We start from the raw sequence: 16,681 nt of genomic DNA on the forward strand, positions 1-16,681 counted from the left end.
TAATTTCGTGCCCGGTTGTGTATGATTCCGGATACTTTTTTGCCGGTTTGTGTCGTTGTTATAGATCAGTCACCCGTAAAACCTTATCACATTGAAAAGAATCACCGGCATCGTATTATTACTTGCTGCCCCTTTTGTTTCCAAATCACAGGACTGGCATATCGGAGGAACCGCAGGGATCAGTAACTACAATGGCGATCTCACGGAGAAGCGCGTTGATTTCACGACCACCGGGCCTATGATCGGGCTATTGGTGAAGCGGGATGTGAACCGTTGGCTTACCTTGCGCGGGGGCTTTACATTCGGCCTGATCAAGGCAGACGATAAAAATAATTCGGATGTTTCGCTCAAGGCGCGCAACCTCAGCTTCCGTTCGCCCATCTGGGAAGGCCATCTCGGTGCGGAATTGAATATCCTCGATATTGACGACAGAGGGTTTACACCGTACGTTTTCGGTGGCGTGGCGCTGTTCAGTTTCTATCCTACCGCGAAAGATTCTTCCGGCGCGCGCGTGCCTTTGCGCCGCCTCAGCACGGAAGGGCAGGGCTTGCCGCAATATCCCGAGCGCGGTGGCCAGTATGCCCTGCATCAGATTTCCATCCCGTTTGGGGTAGGGTTCAAATATTTACTGAGCGACCGTTTTACGATCGGCATCGAACTGGGATTGCGGCCTACTTTCACCGATTACCTCGACGATGTGAGTACCACTTATGTTGATTATAATACGCTGCTGTCCGAAAGGGGGCAGACGGCGGTAGACTGGGCCTGGCGGGGCGACGAAGTCCATGGCGGCGCCTATCCGCTCGATGGCGCCAAGCGGGGCTCGGCTAAATACAAGGACTGGTATACCTTTACCGGCATTACTTTCCTGTATCGCCTGGGCGGCAGCTCCGGCGGCCACAGGAACACAAATTTTTCGAAATGTTTCCGCATGTAAGATATTTTGGCACGATGGTTGCGTATTGTTAGCACACAACATCGCCCCCAATCAAGTCCAAATAGAATAAAGTAAAAGACCGTCTTTCGTGACGGTCTTTTTTTTGTGCTTTTTTTTGGGAAGACGGAGGAAAGAGAATTGGGTGTTGTCGTGAAACTCAAGTGTGTAGCGGGTTTGGGGAGAAAATTCCACATTGGCATGCTTTTGGTTTTACAAGTATCAAGTTCGGCAACCGCCCAAATCAAAAGGGGATGAACGGACCCAGATCAATCTAAAACCAGCGAGCTATGAAAAAGCTAATCCTCTTGACGCTCCTCCTTGGAGCAGCTTATGCCACACAAGCACAGCATGGAAGGCACGACAGAGATTCCCGTTACGAAAGAGATTATCGCCGGCATGACGACGATTGTGACGATGACGATCGCCGCGGCAGGGGCCGTGGTCATTACAAGAAATACAAACACGTACGTTACGACAGGCACCATCACCATGATTATTACCGACATGTGCGATATGAGCGCCGCCCGGAAAGGGTTGTAGTGGTTCGGCCGCGCTACCCGTTCCCTCCGCCGCCCCCGCCCATCCCGCTGCCTCCGAGGCCCAGGGTTTCTGGCGTGATCGTGTTCGGACATTAATTTTGTAATCTTTTGTTGTCACAATAATGTACCGCAAAAAGGCTCCGGTTCCCCGGAGCTTTTTTTATGCCCCTTCCCGCGAAAATCATTATGTTGCCCCTTCATTCAATACCCCGAATTATGCGAAGAAGGGATTTTCTCCGAAGCTCGGTCATCACCGCCACAGGGTTCCTCGTCTGGCCATCGTTGAGCCGTGCAGGTGAAAGGAACGACGCGCCCGACGAGCGCGGATTCCTGCAGCCGCCAGACGGCTACCGGCCGCAGGTTTTCTGGATGTGGCTCAATGGGAATATTTCCGAAGCAGGCATCACCAAAGACCTCGAAGCCATGGCTGCCATGGGTATCGGCGGTGCTATCCTGTTCAATGTGGAAGCGGCGGTGCCGCGCGGGCCGGTAGGTATGGGAAGCCCTACCTGGAGGAATATGGTACAGCACACCCTTCGCGAAGCGGAACGCCTCGGCCTGGACATCACCCTGCATCATTCCGCAGGGTTTTCAGGCACGGGAGGGGTATTCGTGGAGCCGCACCAGGCCATGCAGCAGATCGTTTGGCGCACCGTGCCGGCAACGCCCCGTCAGCAACAGTATCAACTTCCGCAACCATTCACCAGGCTCGGCTACTACCGCGATATCGCCGTGCTCGCATTTCCGGAAGCCCCCGTTCCGCCGGTCACGACTTTCTCCCGCAACGGGCAACGCGAGAACGGGGAATCGCTGCAAGACCAAAACCCCGAATCCGCCATCCGCTTCGAAAATACCGATGTGCTGGAATTCGGGTTCGCGGAAGAAAGCGTTTTCCGGTCCCTATCCTGTTGGCGCCGGCCGGAACCTCCGGCAGACGTCTACAACGGGCCGCCCGACAACCCGCCTACCTTCCGGCTGGAAAGCTCCACGGACGGCGAGCACTTTTCACCCGTATGTTCCATCACCATGCCGCAACTCCGGAAAATGAACGCGCCCGGCGCTGCGGTATTTCCCGCGGTGAAAGCGAAATATTTCCGGCTGTACACCAATACCGCCACCTGGCTGTCGGGCCTGGAATGGCATGCCCATGCCGGCGTGCAGAACTGGCCCGGAAAAGCGAATTTCTATCAACACGTAACCGCCGCCACGAATGATCCGGAAACGGATACCGGCATCGATCCCGAAACGATCATCGACCTGTCCGGACTCCTGCAACCCGACGGATCGCTCCGCTGGTCGCCGCCTTCCGGCAACTGGACGATCCTGCGTCTGGGGTTCACGCCAACGGGGCAGTTAGGTGCTTCGCAACCCGATGGGGCAACGGGCCTTGTGCTCGATGCTTTTAGCCGCGCGGCGCTCGGCGATTGGCTGTCGAAAATGGACGATGATCTTTTTTCATACCTGGAAAACATGCCTGCTTTCCGTGGCATCGAAATCGACAGCTGGGAAGTGGGCGTGCAAAACTGGACGGCGCGCATGCCGGAAAATTTCCTCGCGCATGGCGGCTATCCGATCCTGAAATGGCTGCCGGCGCTCACGGGCCGCATCGTGGTAGATTCGGCCTCCACGAATGCGTTCCTGTCCGATTTCCGCCGCACGCAGGCCACCCTGGTTGCCACGGAATATTACGGCGGCTTTAAGGATTTCTGCGTGTCGAAGGGTTGGCATTTGTGGGGTGAACCTTATGGCGACGGGATGTTCGACAGCCTCCAGATCGCCGCGCCGCTCGATGTGCCGATGGGCGAATTCTGGACGCGGTACGCACCGGGAACGATGAACACCGTCGCAGTGGCGCTTTCGGCGGGGCATGTAATGGGAAAGCGCGTCATCGGCGCGGAAGCGTTTACGGGTTTGCCGGAAACTTCGCGGTGGACGGACTACCCCTATTCCCTCAAGATCCAGGGCGATCATTTCATGGCGATGGGCATCAACCGGCTGGTGTTGCATACCATGGTGCTTCAGCCTTTCGTACACGGAGTGCCCGGGTTTTCGATGGCGCATTTCGGTAGCCATTTCGATAGGACCAACACCTGGTCGCCATACGCCTATGGCTGGACGAAGTACCTTTCCCGCACCCAATACATGCTGCAGCAGGGGCATTACGCGGCCGATTTCGTGTTTTTCAAAGGCGAAGAGCCATCCGCCAGCATTCCCGACATCGATCACGTTTCGCCCAATCGGCCAACCGGTTACGGCGCGGATGTCATGGGGCCGGACGCGCTTTTCTCCGCTATCCGTATCGAAAACAACCGGATCGTTTTTCCCGGCGGTATGACGTATAAAGTGATGGTGATGATCCAGCTGAACAGGGTGTCGCTGCCGGTGCTGCAACGGCTGAAAACTTTGGTGGAAGCGGGGATGTGGCTGGCCGTCAATGAAATGCCCGAAGCACCGCCGGGTCCTGGCGGCGATGTGGCCGCATTGCGCGCAGCGGCAGCTGCACTTTGGGGCGATCTCGACGGGCAAACGGTCACGGAACGCAAACTGGGAAAAGGAATGGTGTTCCGCGGGAAGTTGCTTGCCGACATAATCGGGTTGCCGGCAGATTTCAGTTACACTTCCGTCCGCCGCGATACGGCCATCCGGTTTACACACCGGCAAACGGACGAGATGGATATTTACTTCGTCAGCAACCGGTTGCGGCGCCACGAACGGATCAAAGCGGAATTCAGGGTGAAAGGGAAGCAGCCGGAGCTGTGGAACGCGGAAGACGGCAGCGTGACAGACGCGGTGATGTTCGAGGAAACGGCGCACGGTATCCGGTTGCCGATGGAGTTTACGCCCGGGGGATCGTGGTTGGTCGTTTTCCGGAAGCCAATCCGTGTGAAAGGCGCAACGGTGTTGAAGATGGACGGGAAAGTGTTGACGCATACTTCGGTAGACATCGCGCCCGATCTCCGGCAATTCGCATCGGTCAGGAATACATTTTCCATCGAAACCTGGATCAGGCCGGATACGATCGCCATGCCGGGAAAAGGGTATGTGGTGTTTCCGGCGGAAGGCGGGGAAATCGGTGGCAGCCGATGCGCCTGTGTCGGTATCGCGGCGGGGCAGCAGATGGTCCGCGTTTGCGAGCGGATAAAAGGTGCGGCGTACTTCGCGAAAGACGTGCTGACGGTTCAGCAGCCGGTTTCCGGTTGGACGCATGTGGTGGTCGTTTATCAACACGGCGCCCCATCCATCTACCTCAACGGAAAGCTCGCCGGACAAGCGGCTGCCAGCGGCAATTCCGTGATCCCCGGTCTGGGAACGAAGCCAACAGGCGAGCTCTATTCCAGCGTTTTCGAAGGCAACACAACTGATCCGAAGTTGTACCGCGAAGCCCTCGATGCGAAAAAAATTGCGGCGCTTTATGCCGCAAAACTCCCGCCCCCGGAGCTTCCGGAGATCATCAGTTTGTATCGGCGGCAAAACCGATTGAAAGCGTTGGTGTGGCAAAACGGCCGTTATGAGCTGGATGGAACGGTGATGCTCGTGAAAAACAAGTGTTCGGTGTTGCCGGTGAACGGCGCCTGGCGGGTGCAGTTTGAGCCCGGAAGAGGCGCGCCGCCTGAAATCCAGCTTCCCGAATTGATGTCGTTGCACCGGCATAAGGATTTTAACGTTCGCCATTTTTCAGGGTTGGCGACTTATGAAAAGCACATCGCAATTCCGGCGTCGGCGCTGCAAAAAGGAAAGCGTGTTTTCCTCGATTTGGGAAGGGTGGAAGTGGTGGCGCAGGTAGAAGTGAACGGGAAGGATGCGGGGATCAGCTGGAAGGCGCCTTTCCGGCTCGATGTTACGCCGTTGCTGAAGGCGGGAGACAACCAATTGCGCATCTGCGTGGCAACGCTTTGGCCGAACCGCCAGGTGGGCGATGCGCATTTGCCGAAAGAAAATTCATTCAATGCCGCCAATTACATGACGGCGCTTCCTGCGTGGTGGACGGGCAACGGGGAGCAGCCCGGTCGCCGGGTGACCATTTCCACCTGGGATAATTACCTGCCCGGGGATCCGCTGCTGGAATCCGGTCTGGCAGGCCCGGTGCGGTTGTTGGTGGCCTGGGAATGGGAGGGTTGATGTACCGTCCTTTCACCCACAAACATGGCAGCTATAAATATGTCAGTCCTTTCGTTCTTCGGATGCATTTTCTCATTATTTTTGACTTGTTGATGCATCGATCACGGGCATCGGCAAAAGGCGGCCAGGCAAGTGGTTGCCGGCAAATCCAGATCCAGAAAGATATTTTTTTTAACCCAATTGTTGTATAAACCCAAAGAAGTGATTTCGAGTTAATAGTGTTTGCCTTGGTGCGGCACATTTCTGAACTACTTACCATTCATCATCGCACGAGAAACAAACCGCCGGCTGTTTATCCGGCAGGCGGTTTATTTTGTCATTATCCATGGCAATTAGTGGACGCGGGAACGTGTTTGCCGGGCGAATGCCGGCGGGCAGTTTGCTGGTGTGCGGTATCAGGAACACCAATGGTTTGTTTCGGCATTGGTGCTTCGGCAGCAGTTTGCTTCGCAGATGCTTCGATTACTCGTACAATGTTGAAAGCGTAAAAAAACTTTTACGTAGTGGATGCTTTAGCTATGTATGAAACTCTATTTATGTATCTCTGAAGTGAAATGGAACTCGATATCGGGATTGTTGGCCCGTTCGGTATTGAGGTACCATTCAGATTGCGCGAGGTACACGAGATGACCGTCTTTGTCCTGCACTACATTGGCGCCTTTGAAGCGGGTGAATTCTTCCAGCTTCTTTTTATCGCCCGTGATCCAGCAGGCTTTGTAGAAGGGTAGGGTATTAAACTGGCAGGAAGCGCCGTATTCCTGGAGCAGGCGGTACTGGATTACTTCGAACTGAAGGTCGCCCACGCAGCCGATGATCTTGCGGTTGCCGTTGTGCTGGGTGAAGAGCTGGGCCACGCCTTCGTCGGTCAGTTGGGAAATGCCTTTCTCCAGTTGCTTGGTTTTCATGGGGTCTTTGTTCACCAGTTCCTTAAACAGTTCAGGCGAGAAGCTGGGGATCCCGGTGAAAAAGAAGTTTTCTCCTTCGGTGAGCGTATCGCCGATCTTGAAATTGCCGGTATCGAAAAGCCCCACCACATCGCCGGGGAACGCATCGTCCACGATGTTCTTTTCCCGCGCCAGGAAGCTGTACGGGTTGGCGAAACGGACGTCTTTGTCGAGCCGCACGTGGTGGAAATATTTATTCCGCTCGAAACGTCCGGAGCATACGCGCAGAAACGCGATACGGTCTCTGTGCCGGGGATCGAGGTTGGCGTGTATCTTGAAAATGAAGCCCGAGAACTTGTCTTCCGTGGCTTTTACTTCACGGGTGCTGGCCTCACGGTCGCGCGGGACGGGCGCGATATCGACGAAAGTATCCAGGAGGTCTTTCACCCCGAAGTTGTTCACGGCGGAACCGAAGAATACGGGGGCCAGTTTGCCTTCCAGGTAGGGTTGCGCGTCGAAGGTATCGTATACGCCTTCGATCAGTTCCACATCGTTGCGCAGCTGCGCGGCGTCCTTGGCGCTGAAAAGTTCGTCGATCTGCGGGCTGGACAAGTCGGCCAGCGGCACGATGTCTTCGTCGGTAGCCTTGCGATTGGCGGCGAAGGAAACGAAGCTTTTGTCGTACAGGTTGTATACGCCCTTGAAATCCTTGCCTCCATTGATGGGCCAGCTAAGGGGGCGCACGCGGATGTTGAGCAGTTCTTCCAGCTCATCGAGCAGGTCGAAGGGATTTTTGCCGTCGCGGTCGAGCTTGTTAACGAAGATGATCACGGGCGTGTCGCGCATGCGGCAGACTTCCATGAGCTTCTTGGTCTGTTCTTCCACGCCCTTAACGCAGTCGATCACCAGCACAACGCTGTCGACTGCCGTGAGGGTACGGTAGGTGTCTTCGGCGAAGTCTTTGTGGCCGGGGGTATCGAGGAGGTTGATGAGAATGTCCCGGTATTCGAACGTCATCACGGAAGTGGCAACGGAGATACCACGCTGCCGTTCGATCTCCATGAAGTCGGAAGTGGTGTGTTTTTTTATCTTGTTGGATTTCACCGCGCCTGCCGTCTGGATAGCCCCGCCGAAGAGGAGGAACTTCTCCGTGAGGGTGGTCTTACCGGCGTCTGGGTGGGCGATAATCGCGAATGTTTTCCTTTTATTGATCTCGTTGATGTACTTCATCGTTTTACAAATGGCTGCAAAGGTACATTTTTCCGGGAAAAAGGAGCGCCTTCGAGGCGGATGGCATTGGTTTATATGTTATTTTTGGTTTATGCTATCATCGCTCAAGATATTTTGGAACAGTCTGAAAATGGCACTGCAGGAGCTGCGGGTCAACAAGCTGCGGACTTTCCTGTCGCTGCTGGGCATTACCATCGGCATTTTCTGCATAATCGCGGTACTGACGGTGACGGAGAGTATGGAGACTTCCATCCGGAAAGACCTTAACTCCCTGGGCACCAACGTGATCTATGTTGAAAAGTGGCCGTGGGACGGCGGAGGTGAATGGTGGCAGTATGTGAACCGCCCGCAGCCCAAATTCCAGGAAGTCCGCCAGATCAAAGACAAAGTGGGGTCGGCAGATGCCGTTACTTTCACTTTTTCCACCAGCGGCCGGAAAGTGGAGTTCGGATCGGATTATATGGACCAGGTGGCCCTCATCGCTACATCGGCCGATCTTGATAAGATGCAGACTATCGAACTGGCGGCGGGGCGGTACTTTAGTCCCTCCGAGTTCAACAGCAGTTCCAACGCCGTGGTGCTGGGGTGGAACATCGCCGACGGGCTTTTCGGCAACGTGGACGCTGCCGTGGGCAAGGAGATCCGCGTTTCCAACCGGAAGTGCCGGGTGATCGGGGTACTGAAGCGGAAAGGGGATAGCATGATCGGCGGGGTATTGAACGATGATTGTGTGCTCCTGAACTATCTCTACGCCCGCACGATCGTGGACGAGCGGAACTGGAATACGAATACGACCATATTGGTCCGTTCAGCCGACGGTATCCCCACCGCACAGATGAAAGACGATCTTACCGGGGCCATGCGGGCCATCCGGCGGCTGAAACCGGCAGACGGGAACGATTTTGCCCTGAACGAGATCACGACGGTGCAGGGGGAACTGACCACGCTATTTACCTACATCAACGCCGGCGGCTGGTTGATCGCAGCATTCGCATTGCTGGTGGGCGGTTTCGGGATCGCGAACATCATGTTCGTAACGGTAAAGGAAAGAACCAATATCATCGGTCTGAAAAAGGCCATCGGCGCCCGCCCTGGCGTTATATTAACGGAATTCCTCATCGAGTCCATGATCCTTTGCATGGTAGGCGGCGGCCTGGGACTGCTGTTCGTTTACGGGGGCGCCCTGATCGCCAGGAACATGTTCAGCTCTTTCCAGATCGGGCTGTCGGTCGGCAATATCCTCCTTGGCTTTTCCATTTCCGGGATCGTAGGCATCATTGCCGGGTTCATTCCCGCTTACACCGCCAGCAAGCTCGATCCCGTTGTGGCGATCAGGAGTAATTGACGATTTCCGGAATTCTCCGGTGTGCCGGATTAATTGGACGCCGTGTTCGATGATTACCACATTGAAAAGATATCCGTTGAAAACATCCTGCGGCTCCATAAAGACTTGATGAAATACATCGTTCAATGAGAAGACGACGGTCGCTTTAATCCCGGACGATACAAAGTGTTCGAGAACGCGACGATGCTAAGCAGCGCTAAAAATATGGATATTTATCTCCTCCCGACGTCCCGGGAGCCATGGAAGCCCTTGTAGCCGTCATCGATCATCAACTCGCCGAGGTAGATAGTGATACCGTCAACCGGCATCCGTTGCCGATAGCCACGCAGTTTCATCAACAGTTGCTGGATATTCATCCCTTTAGCGATGGCAATGGCAGGATAGCACGGATTTTCGTAAACTGATACTGCTGAAAACCGGTTTCCCGCCAAATTTCATAAGGGACGTTGATCGGAAAACATATCTCCATCTGTTCGAGCTATCTGAAAAGGAGATACTTCCCATGGAGGATTCTTTTGAACACAAACTCCTTGAAAGCCCGGATGTTAAACTGAATGTCGTGCTTCAGGCGATTGAATCTGGAGAAAGGGCGGCATAGCCGTACTTAGTTTCAAATTTTCTGTTTGGCACATCAATTGCCTTCCCCTCCATATCTTTGCACGCAATTCAAATCAACCGATGAAACACATATTCCTTGCCGGCGCCCTTTGCATGACACTCTTTTCGGGATGCGAGACCACCCAACAGATCCTCAGTACGCTGCCCACCACCACAACCACCGGTCAGCCCAACAGTTTCCAGATCGCCGCAGGCCTCAAAGAAGCCCTCAGCATCGGCGCCCAGAACTCCGCCAGCCGCCTCTCCGCGCCCAACGGGTTCTTCGCTAACGCCATGCTCAAAATCCTCATGCCGCCCGAAGCGCAGAAAGTGGAATCCACCCTTCGCAACCTCGGCATGGGCAACGTAGTCGATAAAGCCATCCTCGCCATGAACCGCGGTGCCGAAGAAGCCGCCAAATCTGCCGCCCCCATCTTCGTAAACGCCATCAAACAAATGTCCATCACCGACGCCATCGGCATCCTCCGCGGGGGCGATTTCGCTGCTACCAACTATTTCAAGCAGAAAACCACTTCGGCACTCACTACCGCCTTCAGCCCCGTCATCAACAATGCACTGAAGAAAGTAGACGCCACCAAATATTGGGCAGACGTATTCACCGTCTATAACAAATTCTCCAAAACACCCGTCAATACAGACCTCACCGCCTATGTCACCGAACGCGCCATCAACGGCATCTTCCATGAAGTAGGGGCAGAGGAGCAGAAAATCCGGAAAGACCCCGCCGCCCGCGTCACCGAGCTCCTTAAAACGGTCTTCGGCAGCTCGCTGGCCCAAAATAAGTAATCTCCTACCCGTATAACGGTTTGGGCGCAAGTGTGCCGGCAAGACATGCATTTCCGGAGGTTTTCGCGTAACTTTGCGGACTTATGCCGGTTAACATACTTGCCATAGAATCTTCCTGCGACGATACCAGCGCAGCCGTCATCTCCGACGGGACCATCCTGTCCAACGTCATCGCCGGACAGGCCGTTCACCAACAATACGGCGGAGTAGTGCCCGAACTGGCCTCCCGCGCCCACCAGGAAAACATCGTTCCGGTGGTAGACCTGGCACTGAAGAAAGCCGGCATGCAGCCGGAAGACCTCAGCGCCATCGCGTTTACGCAAAGCCCTGGCCTCATCGGCTCCCTGCTGGTCGGCAGCTGCTTCGCCAAGTCGATGGCCCTGGCGCTCGATCTCCCGCTCATCGGCGTTCACCATATGCAGGCGCATGTGCTCGCCAATTTCATCGATGATCCGAAACCGGCCTTCCCCTGCCTTTGCCTCACCGTTTCCGGCGGCCATACGCAGATCGTATTGGTAGAAGGGCCGCTGCAAATGAAAGTTATCGGTGAAACGCTCGACGATGCCGCCGGCGAAGCGTTCGATAAATCCGCCAAACTCCTCGGCCTGCCGTACCCCGGCGGTCCGCTCGTCGATAAATACGCCAAAGAAGGCAATCCCAAAGCCTACCGGTTCCCCGAACCGCAGATTCCCGGGCTGGATTTCAGCTTTTCCGGCCTTAAAACATCGATCCTGTACTTCCTGCAGGAAAACACGGCGAAAGACCCGGCATTCGTGGAAACCCACCTGGCAGATATCTGCGCTTCCATCCAGCACCGCATCGTCACGATCCTCACGAACAAGCTCGCGAAAGCCGCACAGGAAACGGGGATCACGGAGATTTGCATTGCCGGTGGGGTAAGTGCCAATTCCGGCCTGCGCAACGCCCTGGAGGCGCTTGGCAAACAAAACGGATGGAATGTCTACATCCCGCAGTTCCAGTATTGTACAGACAACGCCGCCATGATCGCCATGACGGCGCATTACAAATACCTCGCCGGGGCTTTCAGTCCTGCGGACACCGTTCCCACGGCCCGCGCGGCATTCGAATAACCGCAACATGGGCAATTCCTGGTTCCAGTTCAAGCAGTTCAGGGTAGAGCAGGCCGGCAGCGCCATGAAAGTCTGTACCGACGCGTGCATCCAGGGCGCGTGGACGGCCGCTATCCTGCGGTCGCGCCCACCGGCCCGTGTGCTGGACATCGGTACCGGAACGGGCCTTCTCAGCCTCATGCTCGCCCAGGAAACGCCGGCTACCATCGACGCCGTGGAACTGGACGCTGCCGCTGCCGCGCAAGCCATTGCCAATTTCGCGGGGTCGCCCTGGCATACCCGCCTTCGCGGGGTACAATCCGACATCCGGACATTTACCCATCCCGAACCTTACGATTTTATCATCACCAACCCGCCGTTTTTCCAAAACGACCTTCGCGGCCCGGATGCCCGGCGAACCGCTGCGATGCATACCGCTACACTGGGATACGCTGACCTGCTCGGTGCCATCGCCAGATTGCTGTCGCCAGCGGGGAGCTTTTCAATATTACTTCCGTACGCGGAGTTCAGGATTTTCCAGGAACTTGCCGCCGCGCAAGGGTATTCTCTCCGCGCGCAGCTCAACATGCAACAGTCGCCCGCACATGCTCCCTTCCGTTCGGCCGGCATCTTCGGAAAAGGGGGCGCACAGCCCGCTGAAACGCTTGTCATTCATGATGAACATCGGCAATATACTCCCGCGTTTTCCGCACTGCTGCAACCTTTCTACCTCTATCTCTAGCGGTTCTGCCATCGCCTAAACAATCCGCTGAAGCGGTTCAGGACTGTTCTGATTGCACTTTGTGATAGTTGGTGATCGCCCAGGCCTGGAGCGCCTGGATCACCGGTTTGAGGGCGAGCCCTTTCTCCGTGAGCGTGTATTCGACCGTGGGAGGCACGGTGGGATAGGGTTTCCGCGAAACGATCTTCCGTTCTTCCAGCTCCTTTACCGTTCTGGCCAGCATCCGCGTGTTGATGCCCGGCACCGCACGCTCCAGTTCCCCGAAACGCAACACCCCGCCCATCAGCGCGTTGATGACAGACATCGTCCATTTGCCGGAAAGGAGGTCCATCGACTCCTGGAACGGACAGGGCGCCGGATTTTTTTTCTTCGTGAGCGGTGCGGCCATGCTGAATACTTTACTTGTTGTCAGTAGCTGACAGGCTTGCCAGTACTTTTCAAATGTACGGCATCGACCTAACTTTGCGGTCAAACGTCTTTGTATGACTGTAGATCTTATCGAACAATTCATCTTACAAAACTTGCCCGGCACTACCCGGGTCGAGCATGGTGGGTATATTTTTTATTTCTATTCAACAGATCAGATGCTGCCATTCGCAAGCATCGCCATTGCCGACAATGAATACGACAATGTGTCGGAATTGAGCAGGGAAGGGGTGTTCCGGGTGAACATCGGGGTGTTGAAGGAAACGTTCGCAGGGATGTTCCCGGAGCCTGCCGCAGAATGGGACTACGCTGTGCTCGACCGGTTCCTGCCGCATCCGCATTACGCCGCGCAGCATTATGTCTGCATTCTCAACCCGGAAGGAGAAAACGGGGAGAAAACCTTTGGGTTGATAGAAGAGGCTTGGCGCATCGCGAAGCGGCGGTTTGAGAAGAAGCACCGGTAGGGACAGGCCTGAAAAGCGGCCGTCCTGCCACGGTCAATGCGGGGCAGGACGAACCCAATAGCATATGCCGGTCAAACGAAGAGGATCGGGATGTCTTTCTTTTGTGGATTGTTGGGAAAGTCCAGCTGCGGAATAGGATAGGATTCCTCTTCATGAACGATGTCCGACTCCTGGAGCACGGATTTCCTGACCAGCGTGAGTTCCAGCACGTCGGGGATGAGCACGTCGTTGGTGCCGCTGCCCGAAAACTCGTAAGCATAGAACGTATCGCCGTAATTATTGCCATGCACATGGATGAGCGTGTACTCCCGTTCCAGCAGCCGCAGGATGCTTTCCACTTCGCGCAGCCTGTTTTTCAGGTCGTGAAATTCGAAGATCAGCTGATTGACGCGGCCGAGGCAGGCCAGGAACTTAGGATGATCGAGCAGCCCGTATTCCCCGCCTTCGATATCGATTTTCAGCAACACGTTTTCATCGAAAAGGCCGTATTGTTCCATGTGATGTTCCAGCGAATTGTATTTGCCGTTCTTTTCCGGCGCAATGCCTTCGTCTACGAACACGATGTTCCTTTCATTGAGCTCCGTCAGTTTCTTTTTCCATTTCTTGGCGGTGGACAGGTATCTTTTTGCCTTCCGGAAGCGGAAGGAGATCATCAGTTTCGCGAAGTGCCGCATGTTCACGTATTCGCCGTTGAACATGGTGGGGTCGAACATGAGGACGGGTTTGCCGGTACGGGAATTGAAATCTTCCTCGAACGAAGTTTCCCAACCTACGCCATAAGTCAGCAGCCGGTCGGTGTGATGGATCGCTTTCTCGTACACAACGTAACCTCCATCGTAATTTCTACCCAACCGTATCTTGTTCTTGACGTGGACGGGCGATAGGAATTTAATTTTGCTCATATACGGCTGTTTCAGGTCTTTCACTTGTTTTGGTTGCCAGTTTTTTCGCCTCTGTTCCCTACAGCTGCTCCAGGTTCAATTTCAGGCCGGGCGTTAGAAAAGCGGTGCCGGAACCGTGCCGGCGGACACCAATATCTGAAATAAATGCCGGATTACCCAGGAAAGTATCGCCTGTTTGCCATGAAAATCCGAAGGGTCGGATGTAACGGAACATAAAACCCGCAGGGAGGCCATTCTTGAAGGAATTCATTATTTTGGGGATTATCACACGAAAAATGCCATCCCATGAGAAAACTCATTTTCGCCATCAATGTGACCCTGGACGGTTGCTGCTCCCATACCAAGGGGAGTCCCGGGGAGGAGGTACATGAATATTTCACGGCGCTGATGCGGGAGGTCGACCTCATCGTATATGGGCGGGTCACCTATGAGCTGATGGTGCCTTTCTGGCCGGATATCGCGAAAAGCAATGTGGCACCTGCAAAGTCGTTACTCGACTTCGCACATGGGTTCGACGCCCTCCCGAAAGTCGTTTTCTCACGGACGCTGGAGCGAGTGGACGACCGGAATTCCCGGCTCGTCAAAACCGACCTGGCTACAGAAATAACGCGCTTGAAAAATGAGCCCGGAAAAGCCATCCTGGTCGGCGGCGTGGCATTGCCGGCAGAATTGCTGGAGCTGGGATTGGTAGATGAGTTCATCGTGGTGGTACACCCGGTCGTAGCAGGAGCGGGGAGGCGCCTGTTCGATACGGTGCAAATGCCGGATCAACTGGGGTTAAAACTGGAGCAAACGAGGACCCTGGGATCAGGGCACGTAGTGTTGCGATACAGTAAACAATAGCAGAAAACAACGAAAAGCCCCGGGATTAGCGCCTGGGGCTTTTAAAAAGCCGGAATGGCCATCACGCCGTCCCTTCCGCATACGCCTTCATATAGGCATACCGTTCGGTGAGGCTGCCGTGGGCCACGATGGTCGCTTTCCTGATCATTTCGCTGCCGCCGTTCACCAGGTCGTCGAACACATATTTCATCAGGTGGTCGCCGAAAAACTGGGATGCATCGCGCGGGAGCTCGTTGGGCAGGTTGCCCACACACATCATGGTGACGCCTTCCTTTTCATAGGGTGCAATCCTGTTGCGGTGCACGCGGTGTACGCCGTAAACGGGGTCTTCGATGGTGGCGTCTCCCAGGTTGCAGGGCACCGAGCCGCCCTGGTCGTCGGTAATATCGGCGATCACCTGGATGCGGAAATTTTCCTTCGCCAGGTCGTCCCAGGTAAACAGCGGCGCTATCTCCTGGTCCCAGTAAATCCCGTTCATGAGCACGTCCGAACAGGTGACGTAGGGCAGGAATTTGCAGTCGTACAGTTCGGGATGGGCGTGAAAATCTTCCCGGCTGTAGGTTTTGTCTGTACGGCGGAGATACAGTTCTCCCGCCTTCAGCTGGGTGTAAACCGGGTAGGCGTATTCGTTGATGAGGAATTCGTCGGGCGGGATGTATTTGATGCCCAGGAGCCCCATTACTTCCAGTATCCCCGCCGTCACGCGGCCGGAACCGGTGGTGACGATCTTCATGGGCGGGAGCTTTACGCCGAAATAATGGGTGATCAGTTCCTGGAAGTCGTGGCATTCGTACACCCGCTTGAAATCGAAAAGGCCCGTCCGCCGTCCGTATTCCAGCAGGCCGTTATGCGCGCCAACGACGCCGGCGAAGAACCCGAAGCCGAGGATGCGCTGCCCGTCCGGATGCACGAGGCATTCGTAATCGATAAGCGAGATCTTGCGTTCCATGATGGCTTGCAGCATTTCGCGGTTCTGGGGCTGGAGTTTTTTGGTATGCGAAAAGAAAAGGTACGTTTTTCCCGGGATGAGCCTGTCTTTCGGTACTTCCTTGATGCCGAGCAGGATGTCGCAGTGCGACAGGTCTTCGGCAACGTGGATACCGGCGGCGCGGTATTCTTCGTCTTTGAAGGCACGGTGCGGCGAGGGCTGCACGGTGATCTGCACGGTCGGGTAACGGGAAAGGATCCACTGGCATTGCTGCGGGGTGAACGCTACACGGTTATCTTGCGGAATTTTCTCTTCACGGATCAGTCCGATTTGAATGGAAGCCATGATTGTTTATTGGTGTTTGGATCGAATGCTGCAACATTACTGTAAATTTGCTTTTTTGCAAAATCAGATGGAGGTACTGAAACGATTTGAGGGGCTGATGGGCCCCGGAGAGAAATACGCATTGCCCGAAATATTCATGATGGAAATGCTGGAAGTGAACAGCCAGTTGTTCGAACTGGAAAATCGCGGGGATGTAACCGCAGTGCTGCAATTGGGTAACAGGATTTCAGGGTGGATGCAGCACCTGGCGGAAGACGCGGAGCCCGCGCTGTCAGCCTTTGAGAACGGACACGCCAGCCAGGAGCAGTTGGCCCTGTTGAAAGAATGTTTCGTCAAGCTAAAATATTTATTGCGGATTCAACAAAGAATTTCTACATTTGCAACCCGCGATAAGGCTTTATAACCCGGTCGCATGCCCAGATGGCGGAACTGGTAGACGCGCTAGACTCAAAATCTTGTTTCGGAAACGGAGTGCAGGTTCGATTCCTGTTCTGGGCACAAAA

Annotated in this window: 14 protein-coding genes, 1 tRNA gene and 1 pseudogene; 11 read left to right on the forward strand and 5 right to left on the reverse strand. The window is 55.0% G+C overall.

The features are described 5' to 3' along the window. The first annotated feature begins 91 nt into the window (after positions 1–91). Positions 92–937: a type IX secretion system protein PorG gene (porG, locus tag EJ361_RS01040; RefSeq protein ID WP_164714026.1), complete on the forward strand. Its 846-nt coding sequence runs from the start codon at positions 92–94 to the stop codon at positions 935–937. 296 nt (positions 938–1,233) lie between these two features. Here the strand turns inward: porG and EJ361_RS26105 are convergent, their stop codons facing one another. Then, positions 1,234–1,569 carry a hypothetical protein gene (locus tag EJ361_RS26105; RefSeq protein ID WP_126243489.1) on the reverse strand — a complete coding sequence of 112 codons (336 nt, stop codon included), beginning with the start codon at positions 1,567–1,569 and terminating at the stop codon, positions 1,234–1,236. A 123-nt stretch (positions 1,570–1,692) separates the two neighbouring features. Between EJ361_RS26105 and EJ361_RS01050 the strand changes: the two genes are divergently transcribed. Further along, the gene (locus EJ361_RS01050; protein WP_164714027.1) at positions 1,693–5,595 is read left to right on the forward strand and encodes a glycosyl hydrolase; all 3,903 of its coding nucleotides are present in this window, start codon (positions 1,693–1,695) and stop codon (positions 5,593–5,595) included. A gap of 530 nt (positions 5,596–6,125) precedes the next feature. Here EJ361_RS01050 and EJ361_RS01055 read toward each other — a convergent pair. Then, positions 6,126–7,709 carry a peptide chain release factor 3 gene (locus EJ361_RS01055; RefSeq protein ID WP_126243491.1) on the reverse strand — a complete coding sequence of 528 codons (1,584 nt, stop codon included), beginning with the start codon at positions 7,707–7,709 and terminating at the stop codon, positions 6,126–6,128. Positions 7,710–7,800: 91 nt separating this feature from the next. On the opposite strand from EJ361_RS01055, the gene EJ361_RS01060 reads away from it, so the two are divergent. The 5 genes and pseudogenes from EJ361_RS01060 (at position 7,801) to EJ361_RS01080 (ending at position 12,270) form a co-directional block, all read left to right on the forward strand. Then, positions 7,801–9,054 carry an ABC transporter permease gene (locus tag EJ361_RS01060; RefSeq protein WP_164714028.1) on the forward strand — a complete coding sequence of 418 codons (1,254 nt, stop codon included), beginning with the start codon at positions 7,801–7,803 and terminating at the stop codon, positions 9,052–9,054. 221 nt (positions 9,055–9,275) lie between these two features. Next, a pseudogene (locus EJ361_RS26110) lies at positions 9,276–9,458 on the forward strand (Fic family protein); the annotation flags it as partial. Between the two features lie 274 nt (positions 9,459–9,732). Further along, a complete protein-coding gene (locus tag EJ361_RS01070) occupies positions 9,733–10,458 on the forward strand; it encodes a DUF4197 domain-containing protein (protein WP_126243494.1) in 726 nt (241 codons plus the stop codon). An 83-nt stretch (positions 10,459–10,541) separates the two neighbouring features. Then, positions 10,542–11,549 (forward strand): tRNA (adenosine(37)-N6)-threonylcarbamoyltransferase complex transferase subunit TsaD, encoded by a 1,008-nt coding sequence (gene tsaD, locus EJ361_RS01075; RefSeq protein WP_126243495.1) that lies wholly within the window; start codon positions 10,542–10,544, stop codon positions 11,547–11,549. Between the two features lie 7 nt (positions 11,550–11,556). Next, entirely contained in the window at positions 11,557–12,270 is a 714-nt protein-coding gene (locus EJ361_RS01080; RefSeq protein WP_126243496.1) for a tRNA1(Val) (adenine(37)-N6)-methyltransferase, read from the forward strand. Positions 12,271–12,307: 37 nt separating this feature from the next. Here the strand turns inward: EJ361_RS01080 and EJ361_RS01085 are convergent, their stop codons facing one another. Continuing rightward, complete coding sequence (locus tag EJ361_RS01085; RefSeq protein ID WP_126243497.1) at positions 12,308–12,658, reverse strand: winged helix-turn-helix transcriptional regulator; 351 nt, start codon at positions 12,656–12,658, stop codon at positions 12,308–12,310. 94 nt (positions 12,659–12,752) lie between these two features. On the opposite strand from EJ361_RS01085, the gene EJ361_RS01090 reads away from it, so the two are divergent. After that, a complete protein-coding gene (locus tag EJ361_RS01090; RefSeq protein ID WP_240646511.1) occupies positions 12,753–13,160 on the forward strand; it encodes a DUF6194 family protein in 408 nt (135 codons plus the stop codon). Positions 13,161–13,231: 71 nt separating this feature from the next. Here EJ361_RS01090 and EJ361_RS01095 read toward each other — a convergent pair whose 3' ends face one another. Continuing rightward, a complete protein-coding gene (locus tag EJ361_RS01095; protein WP_126243499.1) occupies positions 13,232–14,062 on the reverse strand; it encodes a class I SAM-dependent methyltransferase in 831 nt (276 codons plus the stop codon). Positions 14,063–14,347: 285 nt separating this feature from the next. On the opposite strand from EJ361_RS01095, the gene EJ361_RS01100 reads away from it, so the two are divergent. Next, positions 14,348–14,905 (forward strand): dihydrofolate reductase family protein, encoded by a 558-nt coding sequence (locus EJ361_RS01100; RefSeq protein WP_126243500.1) that lies wholly within the window; start codon positions 14,348–14,350, stop codon positions 14,903–14,905. 61 nt (positions 14,906–14,966) lie between these two features. Here EJ361_RS01100 and EJ361_RS01105 read toward each other — a convergent pair whose 3' ends face one another. Beyond that, positions 14,967–16,178, reverse strand: coding sequence for an NAD(P)-dependent oxidoreductase (locus tag EJ361_RS01105; RefSeq protein WP_126243501.1), 1,212 nt, complete (start codon positions 16,176–16,178; stop codon positions 14,967–14,969). Between EJ361_RS01105 and EJ361_RS01110 the strand changes: the two genes are divergently transcribed. Both EJ361_RS01110 and EJ361_RS01115 read left to right on the forward strand, forming a co-directional pair. Then, positions 16,168–16,581, forward strand: a complete 414-nt coding sequence (locus tag EJ361_RS01110) for an iron-sulfur cluster co-chaperone HscB C-terminal domain-containing protein (protein WP_126243502.1) — start codon at positions 16,168–16,170, stop codon at positions 16,579–16,581. The two genes, EJ361_RS01105 and EJ361_RS01110, sit on opposite strands and share 11 nt — an antisense overlap. An 11-nt stretch (positions 16,582–16,592) precedes the next feature. Beyond that, a tRNA-Leu gene (locus EJ361_RS01115) sits at positions 16,593–16,676 on the forward strand. Positions 16,677–16,681 lie beyond the last annotated feature (5 nt).

Source organism: Chitinophaga rhizosphaerae, assembly GCF_003958645.1.
In the GTDB taxonomy this organism is placed as follows: domain Bacteria; phylum Bacteroidota; class Bacteroidia; order Chitinophagales; family Chitinophagaceae; genus Chitinophaga; species Chitinophaga rhizosphaerae.

What these genes read in the sequence shown, in the direction of transcription:
- EJ361_RS26105 (WP_126243489.1), bottom strand. Translation starts at nt 1,569, where the DNA reads ATGTCCGAACACGATCACGCCAGAAACCCTGGGCCTCGGAGGCAGCGG.
- EJ361_RS01050 (WP_164714027.1), top strand. Translation starts at nt 1,693, where the DNA reads ATGCGAAGAAGGGATTTTCTCCGAAGCTCGGTCATCACCGCCACAGGG.
- EJ361_RS01055 (WP_126243491.1), bottom strand. Translation starts at nt 7,709, where the DNA reads ATGAAGTACATCAACGAGATCAATAAAAGGAAAACATTCGCGATTATC.
- EJ361_RS01060 (WP_164714028.1), top strand. Translation starts at nt 7,801, where the DNA reads ATGCTATCATCGCTCAAGATATTTTGGAACAGTCTGAAAATGGCACTG.
- EJ361_RS01070 (WP_126243494.1), top strand. Translation starts at nt 9,733, where the DNA reads ATGAAACACATATTCCTTGCCGGCGCCCTTTGCATGACACTCTTTTCG.
- tsaD (WP_126243495.1), top strand. Translation starts at nt 10,542, where the DNA reads ATGCCGGTTAACATACTTGCCATAGAATCTTCCTGCGACGATACCAGC.
- EJ361_RS01080 (WP_126243496.1), top strand. Translation starts at nt 11,557, where the DNA reads ATGGGCAATTCCTGGTTCCAGTTCAAGCAGTTCAGGGTAGAGCAGGCC.
- EJ361_RS01085 (WP_126243497.1), bottom strand. Translation starts at nt 12,658, where the DNA reads ATGGCCGCACCGCTCACGAAGAAAAAAAATCCGGCGCCCTGTCCGTTC.
- EJ361_RS01090 (WP_240646511.1), top strand. Translation starts at nt 12,753, where the DNA reads ATGACTGTAGATCTTATCGAACAATTCATCTTACAAAACTTGCCCGGC.
- EJ361_RS01095 (WP_126243499.1), bottom strand. Translation starts at nt 14,062, where the DNA reads ATGAGCAAAATTAAATTCCTATCGCCCGTCCACGTCAAGAACAAGATA.
- EJ361_RS01100 (WP_126243500.1), top strand. Translation starts at nt 14,348, where the DNA reads ATGAGAAAACTCATTTTCGCCATCAATGTGACCCTGGACGGTTGCTGC.
- EJ361_RS01110 (WP_126243502.1), top strand. Translation starts at nt 16,168, where the DNA reads ATGGAAGCCATGATTGTTTATTGGTGTTTGGATCGAATGCTGCAACAT.
- EJ361_RS01105 (WP_126243501.1), bottom strand. Translation starts at nt 16,178, where the DNA reads ATGGCTTCCATTCAAATCGGACTGATCCGTGAAGAGAAAATTCCGCAA.